Annotated in this window: 13 protein-coding genes; 5 read left to right on the top strand and 8 right to left on the bottom strand. The window is 35.4% G+C overall.

All coding sequences use genetic code 11. The features are described from left to right. The first annotated feature begins 153 nt into the window (after positions 1-153). A complete protein-coding gene (locus tag OQ292_RS25460) occupies positions 154-3,219 on the top strand; it encodes a WD40/YVTN/BNR-like repeat-containing protein (protein ID WP_284687003.1) in 3,066 nt (1,021 codons plus the stop codon). A gap of 81 nt (positions 3,220-3,300) precedes the next feature. Here the strand turns inward: OQ292_RS25460 and OQ292_RS25455 are convergent, their stop codons facing one another. The 4 genes from OQ292_RS25455 to OQ292_RS25440 form a co-directional block, all read right to left on the bottom strand. After that, positions 3,301-4,152: a hypothetical protein gene (locus tag OQ292_RS25455; RefSeq protein WP_284687002.1), complete on the bottom strand. Its 852-nt coding sequence runs from the start codon at positions 4,150-4,152 to the stop codon at positions 3,301-3,303. 76 nt (positions 4,153-4,228) lie between these two features. Further along, complete coding sequence (locus tag OQ292_RS25450) at positions 4,229-4,690, bottom strand: DM13 domain-containing protein (RefSeq protein WP_284687001.1); 462 nt, start codon at positions 4,688-4,690, stop codon at positions 4,229-4,231. An 80-nt stretch (positions 4,691-4,770) separates the two neighbouring features. Further along, a complete protein-coding gene (locus OQ292_RS25445; protein WP_284687000.1) occupies positions 4,771-6,237 on the bottom strand; it encodes a sensor histidine kinase in 1,467 nt (488 codons plus the stop codon). A 66-nt stretch (positions 6,238-6,303) separates the two neighbouring features. Next, the gene (locus tag OQ292_RS25440) at positions 6,304-7,002 is read right to left on the bottom strand and encodes a response regulator transcription factor (RefSeq protein WP_284686999.1); all 699 of its coding nucleotides are present in this window, start codon (positions 7,000-7,002) and stop codon (positions 6,304-6,306) included. Positions 7,003-7,521: 519 nt separating this feature from the next. Here OQ292_RS25440 and OQ292_RS25435 point away from each other — a divergent pair. The 4 genes from OQ292_RS25435 to OQ292_RS25420 all read left to right on the top strand — a co-directional run bounded on the left by OQ292_RS25435 (position 7,522) and on the right by OQ292_RS25420 (position 12,242). Next, positions 7,522-8,133, top strand: coding sequence for a 3-keto-disaccharide hydrolase (locus OQ292_RS25435; RefSeq protein WP_284686998.1), 612 nt, complete (start codon positions 7,522-7,524; stop codon positions 8,131-8,133). 127 nt (positions 8,134-8,260) lie between these two features. Then, on the top strand, positions 8,261-9,619 hold the full coding sequence (locus tag OQ292_RS25430) for a Gfo/Idh/MocA family oxidoreductase (protein ID WP_284686997.1): 1,359 nt from the start codon (positions 8,261-8,263) through the stop codon (positions 9,617-9,619). A gap of 2 nt (positions 9,620-9,621) precedes the next feature. After that, positions 9,622-10,722, top strand: a complete 1,101-nt coding sequence (locus OQ292_RS25425) for a DUF6807 domain-containing protein (RefSeq protein ID WP_284686996.1) — start codon at positions 9,622-9,624, stop codon at positions 10,720-10,722. A 182-nt stretch (positions 10,723-10,904) separates the two neighbouring features. Continuing rightward, the gene (locus OQ292_RS25420) at positions 10,905-12,242 is read left to right on the top strand and encodes a sensor histidine kinase (RefSeq protein WP_284686995.1); all 1,338 of its coding nucleotides are present in this window, start codon (positions 10,905-10,907) and stop codon (positions 12,240-12,242) included. Here the strand turns inward: OQ292_RS25420 and OQ292_RS25415 are convergent. From OQ292_RS25415 to OQ292_RS25400, 4 genes are all read right to left on the bottom strand, one after another. Then, positions 12,200-14,557: a hypothetical protein gene (locus OQ292_RS25415; RefSeq protein WP_284686994.1), complete on the bottom strand. Its 2,358-nt coding sequence runs from the start codon at positions 14,555-14,557 to the stop codon at positions 12,200-12,202. The two genes, OQ292_RS25420 and OQ292_RS25415, sit on opposite strands and share 43 nt — an antisense overlap. Before the next feature lie 63 nt (positions 14,558-14,620). After that, positions 14,621-15,781 carry a DUF4249 domain-containing protein gene (locus OQ292_RS25410; RefSeq protein WP_284686993.1) on the bottom strand — a complete coding sequence of 387 codons (1,161 nt, stop codon included), beginning with the start codon at positions 15,779-15,781 and terminating at the stop codon, positions 14,621-14,623. Between the two features lie 12 nt (positions 15,782-15,793). Then, a complete protein-coding gene (locus OQ292_RS25405; RefSeq protein WP_284686992.1) occupies positions 15,794-18,586 on the bottom strand; it encodes a TonB-dependent receptor in 2,793 nt (930 codons plus the stop codon). After that, entirely contained in the window at positions 18,583-19,338 is a 756-nt protein-coding gene (locus tag OQ292_RS25400; protein WP_284686991.1) for a hypothetical protein, read from the bottom strand. Before OQ292_RS25400 ends, OQ292_RS25405 begins: the two co-directional genes overlap by 4 nt. Positions 19,339-19,673: the final 335 nt, after the last annotated feature.

Here is a 19,673-nt window from a genome sequence, read left to right as displayed (position 1 = left end):
GTCTTTTATCAATTGAGATCATTTATTTAAACTGAAACAATTATGTACAATCGCTATTCAATAAGCCGATTTAGCTGGCTTATCTGGTCATTATTATTGTTCACATGCACATCATTATTTGCACAAAAAGTTGACAATTCTCTATTAAAGGGAATGAAAATCAGAAACATCGGGCCTGCTGCTATGAGTGGAAGGGTTACAGCCATAGATGCTATTACAGATAACCCAGATGTAATTTACATTGGAACAGCTTCTGGTGGAGTCTGGAAATCTGAAAGTGGGGGAATTAGTTGGGAGCCTATCTTCGATCAAGAGAAAGCCCTTTCTATTGGAGCAATTGCGATTAACCAACAAAACCCAGACGTAATTTGGGCAGGAACGGGAGAAGGCAATCCAAGAAACAGCCAGTCTAGTGGATATGGAATTTACAAAAGCTTGGATGGAGGTAAAAACTGGAAGTTGATGGGTTTAGAAAATACCCGAAACATCCACAGAATCATCATTAATAAAAACAATCCTGATATTGTTTATGCAGGTGTACAAGGTTCAGCTTGGGGAGCACATCCAGAAAGAGGCGTTTACAAAACCACCGATGGTGGTGATACTTGGGAAAAGATTTTATATGTAAATGATAGAACCGGAGTAGCCGACTTGGTGGTTGATCCGCAAAACCCAGATAAGCTGGTAGTAGCTCTTTGGGAGTTTAAACGCGATGCTTGGTATTTTAAATCGGGTGGTGAAGGTTCAGGTTTATATACCACAATTGATGGTGGCAAAAATTGGGAGAAACAAACACCAGAAGATGGCATTCCAGAAGGGGAGTTGGGTAGAATGGGTTTAGCCATTGCGCCAAGTAATCCCGATATTATCTATGCATTAATTGAAGCGAAAGAAGATGGTTTGTATAAATCGTCTGATGGAGGAGAAACTTGGGATTTAGTAAGCAAAAATGATATTGGAAACAGACCATTCTATTATTCAGATTTGTTTGTTGATCCAGTAAATGAGAACAGGTTATATAATGTATATGGAATTGTAAAAGTCAGTATTGATGGAGGTAAGTCTTTTTCTAATTTTCTTGTAAAGCACAATACTTCAAACGATTTGCATGTAGATCATCATGCGCTATATATCCACCCGACAGACCCAACTTTTATTATGGATGGTAGTGATGGAGGTTTGGCAATTAGTCGTGATAAAGGCCAACACTGGCAATTTGCCGAAAATCTACCTTTAGGTCAGTTTTATCATATCAATGTAGATAATGAAATTCCATACAACGTATATGGAGGTTTGCAAGATAATGGATGTTGGAAAGGCCCGGCTTATGTTTGGAGAATTAGAGGCATAAGAAACAGCTATTTTGAAAAGCTTTCTTATGGAGATGGTTTTGATGTAGTTCCCGATCCGGAAGATAGTAGATATGGTTATTCGATGAGGCAAGGTGGAAGTTTAGTTTGGTACGATTCCGAAACGGGAAGTCAAGATTTTATTAAACCTCAACATCCAGAAGAAGATGAACTACGCTTTAACTGGAATTCAGGGATTGCCCTAGACCCACTCGCACCGGGTACGGTTTATTATGGTAGCCAATATTTGTTTAAAAGTACCGACAGGGGTAAAAGCTGGGAGGTAATTTCACCTGATCTTACTACCAATGATCCCGAAAAACTCAAATTGCAAAAAAAAACTGGTGGACTTACCTATGATGTTACCAAAGCAGAAACTTTTATGTCTATTATTTCAGTTGCTGCCAGTCCGGTAAAAGAAGGAGTTATCTGGGTGGGTACTGATGATGGCAATGTGCAAGTAACACAAGATGGAGGCAAATCTTGGACAAATGTAATTAATAATATTACTGGTGTTGCAGCAGAAAGCTGGATTACCCAAATAAGAGCTTCCAACAAAAATGAAGGTGAGGCTTTTGTAGTCATCAATAATTATCGCCGAAACGATTGGACTCCTTGGGTTTATAAAACCTCAGACTTTGGCAAAACATGGACAAGACTAGTTGATGAAAATGATGTGTGGGGTTATTGCTTGAGTTTTGTACAAGACCCAGTAGAGCCAAATTTGATGTTTACCGGAACGGAGTTTGGCTTGTATTTTAGTATTGATGGTGGAAAAAATTGGAACGAGTGGGGAGATGACTACCCGAATGTTTCAACTATGGATTTGGCTATTCAAGAAAGAGAAGCGGATTTGGTAATGGGCACTTTTGGCCGTTCAGTTTGGGTACTAGACGATATTAGACCTCTGAGAGCTTTAGCCGCAGAAGGCAAAGAATTGCTTAGTAAAAAAGTAAATATTTTTCCTGCTCCAGATACCTATTTGGCTTTTGAAAGAGAAGCTGCCGGAGATATTTATGCAGGTGATGCGGTTTATGCTGGCGAAAATAGAGAGTTAGGAGCCATGCTTTCATTTTCATTAAGTGATTTAAAAATGAAAGAAGGAGAGGCCAAGGTTCCCACAAAAGATTCTGTAGATGTACAAATTATAAGCGAAGCAGGTGAGATTATCAGAAATCTGAAAGTAGAAGCTGAAAAAGGTGTTAACCGTTTTGTATGGAAACTCGATAGAAAAGGTGTAAGAAGCCCAATGACTCCAGCTAAGAAAGATACCGAAGAAGAAGGTGGTATTCCGATTCTGCCTGGTACATATACAGTGTCAATAAAATATGATGGTGACAGTAGTTCTACAACTGTAAAAGTGTTGCCAGACCCAAGGTTTGATATTCCTGTAGCAGAAATGGTTGCCAGAAATAAGCAAATTGATAAAGTGCTTAAATTAACAGAACTGGCGACAACAGCAGCAGATCAGTTAAGAGAAGCAAAAGAGACTATATCTTTTGTTAAAAAGCAGTATAGTGATTTAGAAAAAGCACAGGAAATAATTAGTAAAGGCGATTCATTAAAATCTGAAATTACTACACTTTTAGAAACCATTATTCCTGATAAGGATGTAAAAGGAATTGTTTACCGAGATCATTTACTTAGCACTAAGTTGAATAATGCAATGGGTTATTTAAAAGGTAATACAGGAAGCCCAAGTGTGAATGAATTGCTTGCTTTAGAAAAAGCAGAAAAAGCACTCAAAGCAACCTTAGAACCAATTAATGCATTTTTTAAGAAAGAGTGGAATGCATACCAAAGTGAAGTTGAAAAAATTGAGAAGCCAGTAATTAAAGAATATGAGGCAATTGATGTAGGGCAAGAATAGGGCATTCTGTATTTGGTATGAAAAGCAAGTCGCTGTCTGTTACAGATAGCGACTTTTTTATTTGACACTAATTAAAGCAACTTAGTATTCCAGTGCTAGCCCAATGCTGAAACTGGGGCCATCGTAAATATTTTTCTGACTGGTAATAAAACCAGTGTAATCTGCATATTCTGCAGTAATGTTAAAGTGTTTGTTTAACTTATAAATCGCAGTAAAAGCATAAGTGGTAAATTCAGAACCTTCTCCATAAAGAAAAGGTACCGGTTTGGGATCGTTAGACAAACTCTCTTGAAAGTTTAACTTGCCAATTACCCAAAGTTTATCGAACCAGAAAGACCCTATTTCGATACCAGATTTTAATTGGTGGCTCAATCCCTCTGTTCTTAAATTTAAGCTAGTAAAAACGCTACCGTAATATTTGCCATTTTTAGTAGAGCTTGAAAGTGCGAGTGTTGACCAAACATTAAATTCGCCATCGGTTGTAGGAAGATTAATTTCTTCTCTAATACCCAAATCGTTCACTTCTTTGTGACTTGCGAGATTTTCACCCTTACCAGTCGGTATTTCGGCTTCAACTGAGAATGAAAAAGGGATACTTTTTGTAATCTGGTATTTAGCTCCAATTCTTAAATCGCCAACACCATAAACATTCTCTGTGGTACTTAAACCATTACTTTTAATCAAAGGCAAATTGAGTAAACCAGTTAGCCTATTGGTAATCCCAAACTCGCCATAAACCTTAAAAGCATAAGTGTTAAAGTTGGTACCTGAGGCAGAGTTTTGTAACTCTCCATCTACATTGTAGTATTTGTCTGAAGAAAATGCGCTAACACTTCCCTGTACAAAAAATCCACCTTTATTTCTCACCCAACCACTTTGTGCAAAACTGTTTAGTTGTATCAGAAGAAGTAATGCTAATCCAAAGTATTTCATAATGTAAGCATGTTAAAGAAAAGTAGCGGATTAAATCCGCTGCCTTTCGAGATGTGAAGTTTAGTTGAAAAAAAGACTATTGTAGTTGTGCATTCCCAAATGGGATGTTAGCTGATCCACACCAAATTATCACATGGGTAAAGCTACTAGAGACTGTCTTGCTTACTTTGAAATAAGATTCGCCATTTTCATTTACAACACCCACTAAAATAAGATCGGGATTACCGTTTGCTGGGTCAGCCATAAAAGTGTCTGATGTAGAAAGATAGATAGATACAGTACCCGTACCTAGTTCAGTAGTAAAGTTTGAACCGAAGTGTAAGTAAGTAACACCATCGTCATCAGTACCTAATTCAACACTACCAGAAGTAGGAGTTCCGTTTTGAGCAGTTAAAGACCCTGTTCTTGAAGCGGAAAAAGTACCAGAAGGTAATGAACTGTCAATAATGATTTCGTCTGGTTCATCATCATCGTCGCAACTTACGATTGTGAAAGAAAAAAGGGCGAGTACTAACCAAATAAGTTTCAGATTTTTCATTGTTTAAATTTTTTTTGTGATGTACAAATTTCTTTTAAACAAAGGTGCCCTTTAAGTATCACGAAAATCTCACATAACTTTCAACTTTTATAAACATATCGAGGTAATGAAAAAGAAAAGTCGGTATACTGGTTAATCATGCTCGATACCTTAATTGGTGCTTCATGGATGTCTAATATGTTTTTCACAATTGCCAAGCCCAAACCAGTACTTCCAGAATGATGTGCCCCTTTATAATATCTATCGAATATATTAGGCAACTCACTTTCAGGAATGCCAGCACCCGTATTTCTAATCTGTATTTCTATATCTTCGGTGGAGTTTTCTCGAAGTTTTAATTCTACTTTGCCATGCTCTGGAGTATATTTTATGGCATTATCCATCAGATTTTGTAACACCCTTTCAATCATAGAAAGATCGGCATAAACCGTTGGAGCAGATTGATAGTCAATTTCCAATTGGATGTTTTTCTTAACTGCCAGCACCTGATATTTCTGATAAGTTTCTGAAAGTACTTCCTCCAAAGCAAAGCATTCTTTTTTAGGATTTACCTGTCTGGCTTCTAGTTTAGATAGTTCGAAAAGGTCGTTTACCAGTCGTTTTAACTTTTCGATGCTCTTCATAATGGTATCCATGTATTTCCGCTGTTCTTCTGCACTCAAATTCCCCTGTTTCATATTGAGTGTTTCAATGTATCCTGAAATTACAGAAATAGGTGTGCGCAAATCGTGAGAAACATTGGCGATTAACTCTTTTCTCAAAACATCTACTTGCTTTAAATCTTCTATGTTTTGCAAAATGGTATTGGCCATGCTATTAAAAGTGTTTGAGAGCAAAGCCATTTCGCCTTTAAAGTTTTCGTCTATTCGAGCATGTAAATCACCTTGCTCAAAGCGGCTTACAACATTTACAATCTTTCTTAAATTTCGGGTGAGTAGCCAGATAATAAATAAGCCAATGAGCAATGTTGCTACCAAAGTAATTAGAAAGGCAGACGTACTTGTTCGCATCAAATAACTGTTCCACAAAGCTCCCGAAACATGTTCGTATTCACCACTCATTAAGATGATATACACATAGCCCTGTAGCGCACCATTTTCTTCTACTCTGGCAGCAGAAAAGATTGTATTCTGATCTGGTTTTCTGGGGTTTTGCCCCATCACTAGCTTTTTAGTATCAGCATCTATAAACTGGTTTACTGGTTCAAGATCAATATTTTTCAGTTTTACATCTTTTGCCATTACCACATAAGAGAGAATTTCACCTTTTTTATCTAGCAAGTATACCTCGATACTTGGGTTAACCGCCATCATAGAATGCATAATGAGGCCAAGTGCTTCTTTATTCACTTTGCCATCAACAAAAGGCTGAACTTCCTCAATTAAATGTTGGGCTACATCGGCATTTAATCTTTGTGTAGTTTCTTGGTAATATTGGCGAGCCATGTATGCTGTAATAAGCACATAAGAAACTCCCAAAAAACTCAATAGTAGTAGTAATGTAGCTGCGATTCGCCAGAAAAGGCTATGGGCAATTTTTGATTTCATGAATTTTACTTGATTTCAGATTGTAGCATAAAAGCAGTTTTAAACCGCTGAGGTATTTCTAAACTTCTACCACTCGTCGTTAAAGCGATATCCCACTCCCCAAGTAGTGAGTATATATGTTAGTTCGTTAATATTGGGTTCAATCTTACTGCGAAGTCGGTTTACATGTGAATTTACAGTGTGTTCGTAGCCAGAAAATTCGTAGCCCCAAACAATGTTTAAAAGCTCTTCTCGGCTATAACTTCTGCCCGGTCTACTAGCTAACAGGTATAATAAATCAAACTCTTTCGGTGTAAGCTCAATTCTTTGTTCGTTCAAACTCACTTTTCTTTTGGCAACATCAATTTGCATATTACCATAAGAGAGAACTTTCTTTTCGGCTGCATTTTCTTCAGAAAGTTTAATTCTTCTAAAAATGGCTTTTACTCTGGCAATAAATTCCCTTACACTAAATGGTTTGGTAATGTAATCATCTGCACCGGTTTCGAGTCCTAGTACTTTGTCTATTTCTTCGGCTCTGGCCGTGAGCATTAAAATCGGTGTGTGAATTTCTTGTGCCCTCAACTTTCGGCAAATCTCCAAGCCATCCATTTCGGGTAGCATCAGATCGAGAATGATTAAATCATAGTTGTTTTTAGCAGCATATTCGTAACCGCTTAGTCCATCTGCAGCTTTAGTTAGTTCACAGTCAAGGTCAGTTAAATGGATACTGAGTAATTCAACAATATCCTGATCATCTTCTACAATGAGTACATTTTTTTTCATGATGTTAAACTTGTAAGGACAGGTCCTCTTTTTTTCACTAAACTTTTAAGTATTGTATATAGGATACGATTTTTGGAGAACACGATAACAATGTGTGAAATTCCAATAGAAGCGACTCTAAACTGAAATTTAATTTACAGCAAACTTCTGAATTGCAAGGTAAGCGTTAAGTATCACAAATTTATCACAAAAAAAACTACCCTGCCTGGACACCAAGCAGGGTAGTATTGCGACATAAAGGGGGGATTAAATACAATTAGTTGTATTTCTCCTTATTTGATTAATCTTGCTCTCAAGCTGGTCGATTAACTAGATATATTACAAAGGTAGGGTAGAGGTATCACGAAATTATCTCAGAAGATTAACAATTCTATATGCTTGTTTCAAAGTAAAAATTTACCTGTTGAGTAGGGTTTTGTATTGTTTTTTGAGAAGAAATGATAATTTATAGAAAGATTAAAATTCCTTTATCACAGAGGTATAATTAACACGAGCATTCTTAAATTAATCTGATAAATTATGAAAATGAAAATCAAGGTTTTGATACCTTTCTTATTTGTTGCTTCCCTACAATTTGCATTTGCGCAAAAATCATCTTTTAAAACTTTATTTAATGGCAAAAACTTAAATGCTTGGTCAGTTCCTGATGGCAACCAATGGTGGTCTGTAGAAGATGGTAAGTTAGTAGCTAAAAGTGACCCAGACAAAACAGGTTCTATCCTTTGGACAAAAAAAGATTACAACGATTTTGTAATCGTAGCAGATTTTAAGTTTGGAGATGGTACAGTAGACTCTGGTTTTTTTCTAAGAGAAGAAAGAGAACAAATTCAAATAGGAGAGTCTGGTTCGCTCAAAAGAGACATGACTTGCTCACCTTACATAGTAGGCAAAGGCTATCCGGTAGAGGCATTGGGTGTGGCTGATGTTTTAAAGCCAGATGGATGGAATACCATTAAGGTAAAAGCAGAAGGCAACAAGTACACAGCTTGGTTAAATGGCAAAGAGGTAATGAATTACAAATCTGATAGTGAGCTAAGTAGTGGACCAATTGGCATACAATTACATCCAAACAGAGATATGAGCATTTTTTACAAAAATATTAAGGTGCAGGAGCTTTCTGTAGAAAATTAATTCATACAACATATATCACTTTTCAATTTGTCTTAATCACCCATTCATACCAATTTGTTGTGAAATACATGCTATTTTGATAAATTGAATATCATTTTTAAAAACAAAACTTATTTAATTAATCATTATGAAAATGAAAGAAGATAAAAATTCCAGAAGGGATTTTATCAAGAAATCTGCTATTGGTGCAGCCGGTTTGGGGTTCGGCTTCAGCGCTAAAAGCTATGGTAAAATTCTTGGAGCAAACGACAGAATTCGCACAGGCATAGTTGGCTTCTCAAACAGATCAAGATCTCTCATTCCTGCATTTATGCAACATGCCAGCAAACTCAATTATGATATGGTGGCGGTTTCAGATATCTGGAACAAAAGAAGAGACGATTGTGTCGGCTACATGCAAGATAATTTCGATACCAAAATTAAAGCCTACAGAAATAATGAAGAACTCTACGATAAGGGGGAAGTAGATGCAGTCATTATCAGTACGGCAGATTTCCAACATGCCATGCATTGTAAACAAGCAGTTGAGGCAGGTTGCGATGCTTATGTAGAAAAACCATTTGCAGAAACAATGGACGATGCCAAAGCTGGTTTAAAAGCGGTTGAGGCTAGTGATAAAATTGTACAAATAGGTTCGCAAAGAAGAAGTGGACCAAACTACCATGCAGCTAACGATTTTATTCGCTCAGGTAAATTTGGTGATATTGTTTATGTGGAGATGACATGGAATGTGAACCAGCCGGGCAGATGGCGCAGACCAGACGAAGTTGCTTCATTAAAAGAATCTGATGTAGATTGGGATAGATACTTATTAAACAGACCGAAGATTAAATTTGATCCTAGAAAATATTTAGAATACAGATTGTTCTGGCCATATTCTTCTGGTATTCCTGGGCAGTGGATGTCTCACCAAATAGATACTGTACACTGGTTTTCAGGTTACGATCATCCGAGAAGTGTGGCAGCTAATGGTGGCATTTACTTATGGAAAGATGGCCGCGAGAATTTTGATACCATGACTGCGGTATTTGATTATGGTCCGATGGATGATAAATCAAAAGGTTTCCAAGTTGTGTATTCTTCAAGATTTACCAATTCTGCTGGTGGTACAAAAGAGATATATTATTCTAATGCCGGTGAGCTAAATCTGGCTACCAACATGGTTACACCAAATGGAGGCTTAACAGAAAGACATGCAACTTCAATGGGACTTCAAGCAAATTTATTGAATGAGTTCTCATTATCAGACGTGGCACCACCAGAAACTTCTGCAGATACAGGGGTAGACGATACTACTTCTTTGCATATGTTCAATTGGATGGATTCTGTAAAAGATAGAAAAGAATCTCATGCACCTGTAAGAGCTGGTTATAACCATTCCATTGCCAATATTATGACCACTGCGGCACTTCGCACAGGAGAGTTTGTAACTTTCGACGAAGCAAAACAAGAAGTGCTTGCTGGGGGAAAAGTATTTAAATACTAAGCATGATGATTAGTATTTTAATGGGAAAAAGAATTGTCGCATTCGGTGCGATGGTTCTTTTGCTTTGCCAATGTTCTACTGAACATAAGGCAATAAAAGAAGATAACGCCGAAGTTGAACCAGCAAATAACAAAGTGCAGTTAATCAGAAACGAAGTTGAAAAAAAAGTAGATGTCTTGATAGATGGCAAGCTATTTACTGCTTATCGCTATCCTGATAACATCATGAAACCTGTACTTTATCCTTTAGTAACTCCTGAAGGTACAAGCATTACAAGAAAGTATCCTTTGGAGAAATCTGTTGGTGAGCGGGTAGATCATCCGCACCATGTGGGGGTTTGGTTAAACTATGGTGATGTAAACGGACTAGATTTCTGGAATAATTCTGAAGCAATTAAAGAAGAAGATAAACCAAACTTTGGAAGCATTTTACACAAAGAAATTAGGAATCTGGAAGAAAAAGGAGATCATGCAATATTAGAAACTACGATGGATTGGCGTACTCCCGATGGAACAATTCTTTTAGAAGAAGAAACCAAATTTGTATTTGGGGTAGAAAAAGGGCACTACTATATCGATCGTTTGACCAAATTAACGGCTCAGAAGCAAGAAGTAACTTTTAAAGATAACAAGGAAGGAATGATTGGGATAAGAGTTGCAAGAGCCTTAGAACACCCTTCTGATAAAGCAGAGGTTTTTACAGATGCCAATGGTGTACCAACTAATGTAGCTAAACTAAATAATGAAGGTGTAAACGGTTTGTATGTAAACAGCCAAGGTGTAACTGGTGTAGACTGCTGGGGTATTCGCAGCGAGTGGGTAAACCTAACTTCTAAAATCGGAGACGAAGATATTTCGCTAGTTATACTCGATCATCCAGAAAATGTAGGGTATCCAACTTACTGGCATGCGAGAGGTTATGGGTTATTTGCTGCAAACCCATTGGGGCAAAAAGTTTTTAGTGATGGTAAAGAAGAGCTTAACTTTAAACTAGCTCCGGGTGAAAGTACAGTTTTCAAATACAGAATTATAGTAGCAAGCAAAAAACTGGATAAGCCAACTTTAGACAAAGAGTTTAAACATTTTGCAGAAGTTAAGATGTAATATACTTTTTAGATTTTAAGAAAGGTCTTTCACATTTAGGGAGAGACCTTTTTTTCTATTTTTCAGAAAATTCTTTCAATAGAATAAATTCAGGGTTCTATTCTAAACAATACCTAAGAATTCGTGCTTCTTGTATAAGTTATTTCCACACAGAGTTATTTAATTAAAATATGTTTTGAATTGTGGAAAAGAACTTATTTCAATTATCTAAAGAAGATCAAGAAGGTTTTTTCAATTTTTTTCTCGAAAAAGATAAAAATCTATTTGCATTGGTCATATTGGTAGCCTCAATACAATATGCAATTTTTTTACCCATAGAAATGATTAGGGGATTCGAAGGTGAACAGATATTCTATTTTAGAATTGGAGGGGCGATTTTATATTTTATTATCTATTTAATAATAAAGTATGGATCATTTAATACCAGATCTTTTCAATGGTATGGTTTTGTTATTGTATTCATAGTATTTTTTTACTCTGTAGCACAAGATTATTTTGCCGTAGCTCACCCTTATTTTTTGAGTAATGCAATGGTAGTAATCGTGATATTCAACTACATTGGTAGTGGACTACATTTTGCCAAAGCATTAATAGCTAATGTAATTATCTTTACTGTGTATGTTGTATATGCGGAGTATAATAAAGAAGAATCTCCAGTTTTGGCAAGTCAGATTCCAAGTTTGGTATCGAACATTGGGTTTATAGCATATGCGGGTTATCTAATTCAGAAATACAAATGGGCATATTATTCTAAGTTTAAACAGCTCGATAGAGAGAAAGAAAAGTTTAAAGAGCTAAGCACTTTTAAAGACAGATTGTTTGGCGTTTTGGCACATGATTTTAAAAGTCCATTATTATCATTAAAAAACATGCTGGATTTACTAAAAAGTAAAATCTTGCAACATAGCGATTTAGAAGACATTGTATCTGAATTATCTAGCAAAGTATCTCATGCATCTGAGGTAACTGCGAAGCTGCTAGAAAGGGCAGAAAATCAGATGGACGATGTGGAAGTGAACCCAAACTGGTTTGTAGTAAATGATTTACTAGACGAAGCAATTAGCTTTTACAATGGAGTAGCAAAAGATAAAGACATTTCGGTTTTCAGAAAATTGAATAGCAATTCATTAAAAGTATATGCGGATAACAATATGATCAGTACGGTATTAAGAACCATCATTTCATATACTTTAGAATGCTGTAATAGAGGGGATAAACTTGAACTAAGTGTAATTCTGAAAGATGAGAAAACTGTGATTATTCAGTTAAAAGATGCAGATTTTCCGCACAAGCAGTTTAAAAAATATAATTGCGAACATGTAAATAAGATGGATAAACAACCTGAAATAACACTGTGTGAAGATTTTATCGAAAAAAATAATGGTGAAATTTTCTTCGATAAAATCTCTGTTACAGGTTCAATGGCAAGAATAATTTTACCCGGCAAAAGAAGTTTGCCAAGCAATTATAAGCCGATTCAATTTGAACTATCAGAAACCTCAAATTCAAATGACTTATAAACAGGTTTGCCACTGTTAGTTATGCCTTGAATTACACCAGTATATTTACCGGGTTTGTCAGATGTATAAAAGCTGTAATTTGCTTTTTCTCCTTCCTTTAAAACAATATCTGGGTTCCAGTAAAGTAATGAACGAAAATCAGGAATTCTTCCAGATTTTTGGTCGTTAGAAGTGTAAGCTGGAGAATAAAACTCACGTTTTAATTGCATGCCATCATATGTAAAAACAATAGCTTTGTCATCTGGTTTTTGCCAAGTATAATCGTGGTTATAAGTAAAGTAACTTACTATACCAGTAAAGTTAACCTTATCCATAATAAACCTTCTAGTAACTACATCAAGTTTCTTTATTTTGAAAGGATCGAAGTTGATTACATCATTTGTATTCAAAATTGGCATTCCATCTAACAAGATAAGAGGCTCGGTATTGAAAAATTCTTCATCAAGCATATCTAATACTTTGAAGTTGTATTTCCCTTTGTTTTTCCTTACGAGTACTCTTGGTACATACTCACGCATTACCTCTTCCATTGTAGGAAATCTGGTGTAATCGTCTAGCAAATATTTTTGGTCGGGATTTCCATAAAATGGTAATGTATCTGAAAATTGTTGTTGAAACTCATTGATTTTTGTTTCAAGGTAAACATTTTGAGTTTGCATGCCAATGCTTCTAGATTCAATTACATCTTTTTTGCTTATGTCAATATCGAAAGCGGGAATGATACTTTCCGAAAAATCTTTAGAATAAGGAGACAGCACATCGAACTTCCAAGTACTATCTGTAGCAGTATAACCTTGAAGAATTGTGTTTCTTTGGCCTTCTACATTTTTAGCATTGAAGATTACATATCCATTGGCAGCACTTTTTGTCGAATAATACTGAAAGTTTTGTCCGGGAAAAGCGAGATAACAATCTACCCAATTGCCAGGTGTACCAGTTTCTTTATCGGTAACATATGCTTCTACTATATGTCCTTCTAATTCAGGAACAATTATATTTTTATATTGAGGCGTTAAAATATCTTCCCAAGCAAATCTGCTCCAGCCCTGTGTTAGCATCAGGTTATCCATTGCTTGTTTCTTTTCTTCTGTTAGCTCACCAAAATAGTATTGAGGGTTTTCTATATGTCCTTTTAAGTCTGATAAAAGATACAGCCATGAGCGGATATTTGGCGACTGTCTATTAGACAAATCATCATTTTGGAAAATTGCAATCGATAAAGAAGAACGCTTTTCTGCACTCGAAGTAAGTGAAAGTTCTGCTTTCGATCTGGTTCCATATGCTGCTTGCGACATATCTACAGCAATTTCTGGATTCTCTTCTGGAAATACAAAGTAGAGTCTTTCAGCAACAGGTTTTCCTTCTGTAGTAAACAAAGTAATATGGTTAATACCAGTGCCTAATTCACTTTCAGTTATACTTAATGCTGCATTGCCATTTTGCAAAGAGAGCGATTCTAGCTTTTTAATTTGCTGATTATTATGAATGAGAATATTAAGAGTAGAAGTGTTTGCAGGTGCATGCACATTGATGTTTAAATCTGAATTTTTATTGTCTACTCTAATTGCGTAACCATCTGCCATAATTTTTGGCAATGCTTTTTCAACAGTTTGATCATTTATAGTAAATATAGCTTTGTAGTTTCTGGTACTATCTGGTTTAATGGAGAATTGTCCCATTCCAAACTTATGCGAAGAGAAATTTTGTAATGTATCGCCATATTCATTTACTAGTACAGCTTTATAAGCTACACTGTTTCCAAAATTATCTAAAACTTTACAGGCAACTCTATTATCAGCTTTTAAAAGCATAATCCCGCTTTCTGGCAAAAACTGAATATCATATGTGTCTGCTACTTGATCTTTAAGAACAGGTTTCGAAAATGTATTAATTACTGAGATGGTTTGTTCAAAATAAAAATCAGGGCTAAAGTTTCTCATCCAACGGGTATAGGCTCTTAACTTATAATTTCCCGTTTCGAGCGATACTGGCAAGTAAAGAGAACCACTGCCTAAACCTTCGTTAAGAACTATTTTGGCCTGTACAAAGGGTTCGTTATCCTTATCTAATACTTCTACATAAGCCACTTTACTCAGGTCGAGTAATTGATTAGTTGTAGCTTGTGTATTGTAAATTTTAAACCATAGAATTTCACCAGCAATGTAAAAAGATCTGTCGGTGTGGAGGAACAGTTTTTCCTGTATGTTTTTTATGTTATAGTTTTTAAAACTGTTACGGAGACTATCAACAGAGATACGCTGCGCAAAGGTGCTGAATCCGCAAAGCAATAAAACAAAAGTTAAAAAGGCTTTCATTGCAATTAGTTTTAATATTTTCTAAGTTTTATTTAATATTTTCAGATTTTGGAAGTGAATAATTTACTCTTCGTCCCAAAAATCTGGCTCATCTGTAGTACCTCCATAAGTTGTACAATCCACACAACTTGGAGATGAACCCACATAATGCGTTACAATACCTCCATTATTTATTTCTGTTGTAGGGATGTTTACACCTCCTCTAAATGCCTCTGCCAATGAATCTGGATTATTCAAAACAGTGTCGAGCGTGCAAAAACTATTGTAGTAATAAGGGATATCGTCATAAGGGAGGTCAGATCGTTCTATAAACTTTCTTTCTTCTTCGAGTGTGCTTGCGCCTATATAGCCTAGAATTTTATCATCTTCACTATTAACAGAAGTAAAATTAGTAGTAAGCTGAGAGGGTTGTGGATCAAACAGAGTTCCGAGTTCTTCTGAGTTTTGCTTTAATAATTCCCAGAACTCGTAATAATCTTTAGAAATAGCTCTTTGAGTTACCTTAATCGCATACTTTCTAGCTAGTTTCACATTATCAGAAGGAACGATTAGAGTAATTGGCTGCTTGTAAATTACATTTTCGGTTAGTTGAATGGTACTGCCTACATTAATCTCAGTTCCAGAATTTGTCTTCCAACATGTATAAATCTGATCTTCCGAATCTCTATATTGTATTTCATCATTTTCATAGAAGAAATACGAATAGTATCTTGAAGTATACACATAAGTTTCTTCGTAAGTCCAGTAGTAATATTGGGTTTCATCAGTATCATCATGAGTAGAAACATGAATCTGTAAACCATAAGTACCGGCATCCCAACCAACGCTATCTATCACGGGTGTTTTTAAAATGCTGAGTGCTTCAGAAACAAATTGTTGATCTCCACTAGTAATAATTCTAATTCTATATTTTTTATTTAGCTCGAGAACTATACTATCTTCGTATAAGCCGCCATCTTTTTCGGTAAGTTCTTGTTGAAAACTTTGTGATTCATCTTCTACAATTACTTTGGCATTGCTTTCTCCTACCAATGAGTTTACACCAAGAGATGTAGTTCTACTTAATTGAATACTAGTTACAATGTCTCCTATATTACCTTCTACAACTAGTATATTTTCATCATTTTCTACAATTTCAGGAGTATACTCTTCGAGACATGAAACAGCCAGCATTGCTGTAATTAAAATAAATAGTATGTGTTTGATATTAAAGCTCGATTTCATCGTGATAGTCAATTAAAATTTAAAGTTATATGTGATGGTTGGTATAGGTCTACCGAAGATAGAAAGTTTGTATCCGTTAATTTCCCCATCTTCTGCAGTAAAGAAGATAGAGTAAGGATTTTTTCTTCCGGTTAGATTGTAGATTGCGAGTGTCCAAGAGCTGTGAGCCAGTTTTCTTATTTTGTGATTGCCTTCAATATTGAAAGCGACATCTGCTCTGTAGTAATCAGGAATGCGATATTCGTTTCTGTTTGAATAATATACTCTTTCTGAACCACCGTAGTAGAAACTACCTACAGGTAAGGTAATTGGTCGGCCAGTACTGTAAGTAAAGTTAAGAGATAAACTATAGCGGTGTGTAAATTTATAATTACCTACCATAGTAAAATCGTGTGGTTTATCGAAGTTCGAAGGGTACCAATCGCCTTCGTTAATTAACTCTCCTGCTATTGGATCTTTTTGTTTTAACAATGAGCGAGAGTAAGTATAACTTACCCAACCATTAAGCTTTCCACGAGTTTTTTTAAGCATTACTTCTACACCATAGCTTCTTGCTTCTGTATTAATTACATCAGTTTCGATATTGTGATTCATAATGAGTGAAGCACCACTTTTATAATCGAGGTAATGATCCACCTTTTTCACATAACCTTCTATAGAAGTTTCTATAATTCCGTACTGAAAGTTTTTATACAAACCGAGAGAAAGTTGTTGACCATACTGTGGTTTAATATGCGTATCGCTGAGTTTCCAGATATCTGTTGGCGATATAGAAGTTGAATTCGATAACATGTGGATAAACTGCCTTTGCATGTTATAGCTCAGTTTTACTGAAGCTTGTTGGGTAAATGAGTAGCGAATGGCTGCTCTAACTTCTGGTCCAGAATAGGTTTTAATAAATTCGTTATTGCTGTAATTGATGGTATCGAGTACAGAGTTTTCTGTTTTAGGTACACCAGAAACATAGTTGTATACCGTTTTTGGTCCCATGTAATTGTACATAACATACCTCAAACCAGCATTAATAGAAATTTTTGGAGACAGGCTAAAATCATCAGATAAGTAAATGGCAGATTCAAGCGCCTTTTCACTTTCGAGTTCATCGGGCGAAACGAGAGATTCTGAACTATTTGGTTGGAATGATCCCGGCTTTAATTTGTACATTTTACTCGATACTCCAAACTCAAGTCCATGTTCAGCATTTGGGAAGAAACTCATGCCTGCTTTCACTTTAGATTCCTCGATACTGAAATCGAGTTTATAAGCATTTACAGGATTGAGGTCTGCTTCTACAGAAAAATCATACTTGCTGTAGCTAGCACTTAATTCACCGTAAAGTTTATCGTTTACAATAGTTTTCCACTTAGCTGTAAGAGCTTGGTTTTTATACTTATAGGTAGTATCGTTTCTAAACTGGAATTGGTCGGTACTATAATATCCATTTACAAACAAAGAGTTTTTCTCATTAAACTCATGTGAAATACCAAAATTGATATCGTAGAAAGAGGCTTTACTTTTTCTAAAATCTGGATCGTCTAGTTCTTTAAGCAACCAGTTTGAGTAATTCGATCTACCACTAACAATAAAAGATGTTTTTTCTGAGCCTATTGGTCCTTCTAAAGTAAGCCTTGATGTGATTAAGCCTAAACCACCAGAACCAGAGAATTTTTTCTTGTTACCTTCTCTACCAGTTATATCTAATACAGAAGAGAGCCTTCCACCATATTTTGCCGGAATACTACTTTTGTAAAGTTGTACATCTTTTAACATGTCTGGGTTAAAGGCAGAGAAAAACCCGAAAAGGTGAGAAGGATTATAGATGGTGGCATCGTTTAACAAAATAAGGTTTTGATCTACTGCACCACCTCTTACATTGAAACCAGTACTAGCCTCACCAACAGAGCTTACACCTGGCAAGGTTAACACTACACGAAGCACATCGCTCTCACCCATGGCCGTCGGAATTTGCTTAATGGTTTTAATATCCATTTTCTCAATTCCCATTTGAGGGTTTATCACGTTTTGCTCTAGTTCAGCTTCTACAACTACTTCTTTTAGTGACTGTACACTTTCTTGCATTTCAATGTCTAGCGTACCATCAGAATACATAATGATGTTTCTTTCTGTGCTACGCATACCCAAACTGTTTATCTTCAATTTGTGCTTTCCTTTCGGAATGCTAAGGCTGTAATAGCCAAGTTGATCGGCAGATACACCAATAAGGGGTTCTTCGATATAAACTGCTGCACCAACAATCGGTTCGCCAGTTCGCTGGTCAATTACTCTACCAGAAATCGTGGCATTGCCCTTCTTTATAACATTGCTCTTAATGCCAATCTCATAAAGTTTAGATTCTTGAGAGGCTCCAATTACTTGGTTGTTTTGGAAGTAATCTACTACAATACTTTCTTCGGCTTCTTCTTCTGTTTTTTCAACATTATTCTTTTCGCGGCTAAAGAAGTTGTAAGGTAATTCAGGTTGGATTTTTCTGCCATGAGTAACAAATACGTGATTTTCTTTATCTACAGAATAATTAAATTCATCACCTTTAAGTACTTCATCCAGAATTATATTTATGGTTTTATTTTGCATTTGAACATTTACCAGTAGTGTGTCTGTGTTTAATGTATCAAAATAAAACCTATAGTTACTTTGGCTTTCTATACTGTTTACCAATTCTTCGAAATGAGCATTACTCAAATTTACAGTAAGAAGAGGTTGCTCGTTTTGTTGAGCAAATAAAAGGTTTGTAGTAATTATAGATAAGAATATTATTAAATAGTGTTTTGTGTAGTGTTTGCTCATTGCTGTAGTAATTTATTGTAATAGTTTACAGTTTGGATAAGTCCATTTTCAGGTGATTTTTTAAATTTTATACCTTCGGATTTTATATGGCTTTTAAGTGCTTTCTTTTTGTTTTTTAAAACTTTAAGCAAAGATCCTTTTTTCTTAACCTTGTAGTAAACACCGTCTTTAAAAAGGTAATATTTATCTTCAATATCAAACCATTCGTGTATTTGCTGATTTTCAATTTCTTTTTGAAGACTCTTAGAGCGTTTTGCATAAAGTTTAGCATCGCCATCTACCAGCATATCATAAAAACCATGTTTAATAGTTTCGCTGCTATCGGCTTCTAATTTGTAAAATTGATGATTGTGAAGCTTAAAATAATCGACCATTGCAGTATCAATACAGATGTTATAAGAAAGCTTGTTATGGGCTACTACTAGCTTTTTTAAATATATATCGTATCGGTATTCAATATTTTTATACAATATACCACCATATCGGATATCACCAAAATCACTTTCTTCACTGTAAAAGAATGGGTCACCATCTATTCTAAAAGAGTAAAAGACATACTCTTCGCCTTTATAAATAGATGCACTTGTTTCAATGGTGTTGTAATAAAGCTTATCGGTAAAATTGTAAGCTTCTTGAAGCAAGTTATTTGCAGCAACTGCTTGTTTAACGGGGGAAGTATCCTGAGAAAATGCATTTAAACTGGAAAAGGCTAGCAGGAAAACTAAAGCGAGTTTTGTAAAACTTTGTAGCATTAAGATTATCTTCTTGAAAATTAATTGACATGTTATGCTTAAAAATAAGCATAATGTTGGTAGTTAAAGAATCTTTAACAGTAGTCAGTTTAATAGATAGTAAAATAAATATCAGTTTTCCCACCCAATATTAATTATTTTTAATAACAAATCTATCCTGATAATCCATTTTAATATAAAAAAAATCCTATGAAAAAATTCTGGTAATACATTCAGTTATATTTCAGATAAGTATGAAATGTAACTTTTGTAACCAAAATACCAGAATTATTTAGCTTTTTTAGTCCAGTATTTCAATTAGAAGGGAATTAATTGAGGTTTACATTCAATTAAAT

The sequence above is a fragment of the Chondrinema litorale genome, from assembly GCF_026250525.1.
In the GTDB taxonomy this organism is placed as follows: domain Bacteria; phylum Bacteroidota; class Bacteroidia; order Cytophagales; family Flammeovirgaceae; genus Chondrinema; species Chondrinema litorale.
This window is presented reverse-complemented; position numbering and strand designations above follow the sequence as displayed.

Coding starts and splice junctions, on each gene's coding strand:
- OQ292_RS25410 (WP_284686993.1), bottom strand. CDS start 15,781: ATGAAATCGAGCTTTAATATCAAACACATACTATTTATTTTAATTACA.
- OQ292_RS25425 (WP_284686996.1), top strand. CDS start 9,622: ATGATGATTAGTATTTTAATGGGAAAAAGAATTGTCGCATTCGGTGCG.
- OQ292_RS25440 (WP_284686999.1), bottom strand. CDS start 7,002: ATGAAAAAAAATGTACTCATTGTAGAAGATGATCAGGATATTGTTGAA.
- OQ292_RS25400 (WP_284686991.1), bottom strand. CDS start 19,338: ATGCTACAAAGTTTTACAAAACTCGCTTTAGTTTTCCTGCTAGCCTTT.
- OQ292_RS25455 (WP_284687002.1), bottom strand. CDS start 4,152: ATGAAATACTTTGGATTAGCATTACTTCTTCTGATACAACTAAACAGT.
- OQ292_RS25450 (WP_284687001.1), bottom strand. CDS start 4,690: ATGAAAAATCTGAAACTTATTTGGTTAGTACTCGCCCTTTTTTCTTTC.
- OQ292_RS25445 (WP_284687000.1), bottom strand. CDS start 6,237: ATGAAATCAAAAATTGCCCATAGCCTTTTCTGGCGAATCGCAGCTACA.
- OQ292_RS25415 (WP_284686994.1), bottom strand. CDS start 14,557: ATGAAAGCCTTTTTAACTTTTGTTTTATTGCTTTGCGGATTCAGCACC.
- OQ292_RS25460 (WP_284687003.1), top strand. CDS start 154: ATGAAAATCAGAAACATCGGGCCTGCTGCTATGAGTGGAAGGGTTACA.
- OQ292_RS25435 (WP_284686998.1), top strand. CDS start 7,522: ATGAAAATGAAAATCAAGGTTTTGATACCTTTCTTATTTGTTGCTTCC.
- OQ292_RS25430 (WP_284686997.1), top strand. CDS start 8,261: ATGAAAATGAAAGAAGATAAAAATTCCAGAAGGGATTTTATCAAGAAA.
- OQ292_RS25405 (WP_284686992.1), bottom strand. CDS start 18,586: ATGAGCAAACACTACACAAAACACTATTTAATAATATTCTTATCTATA.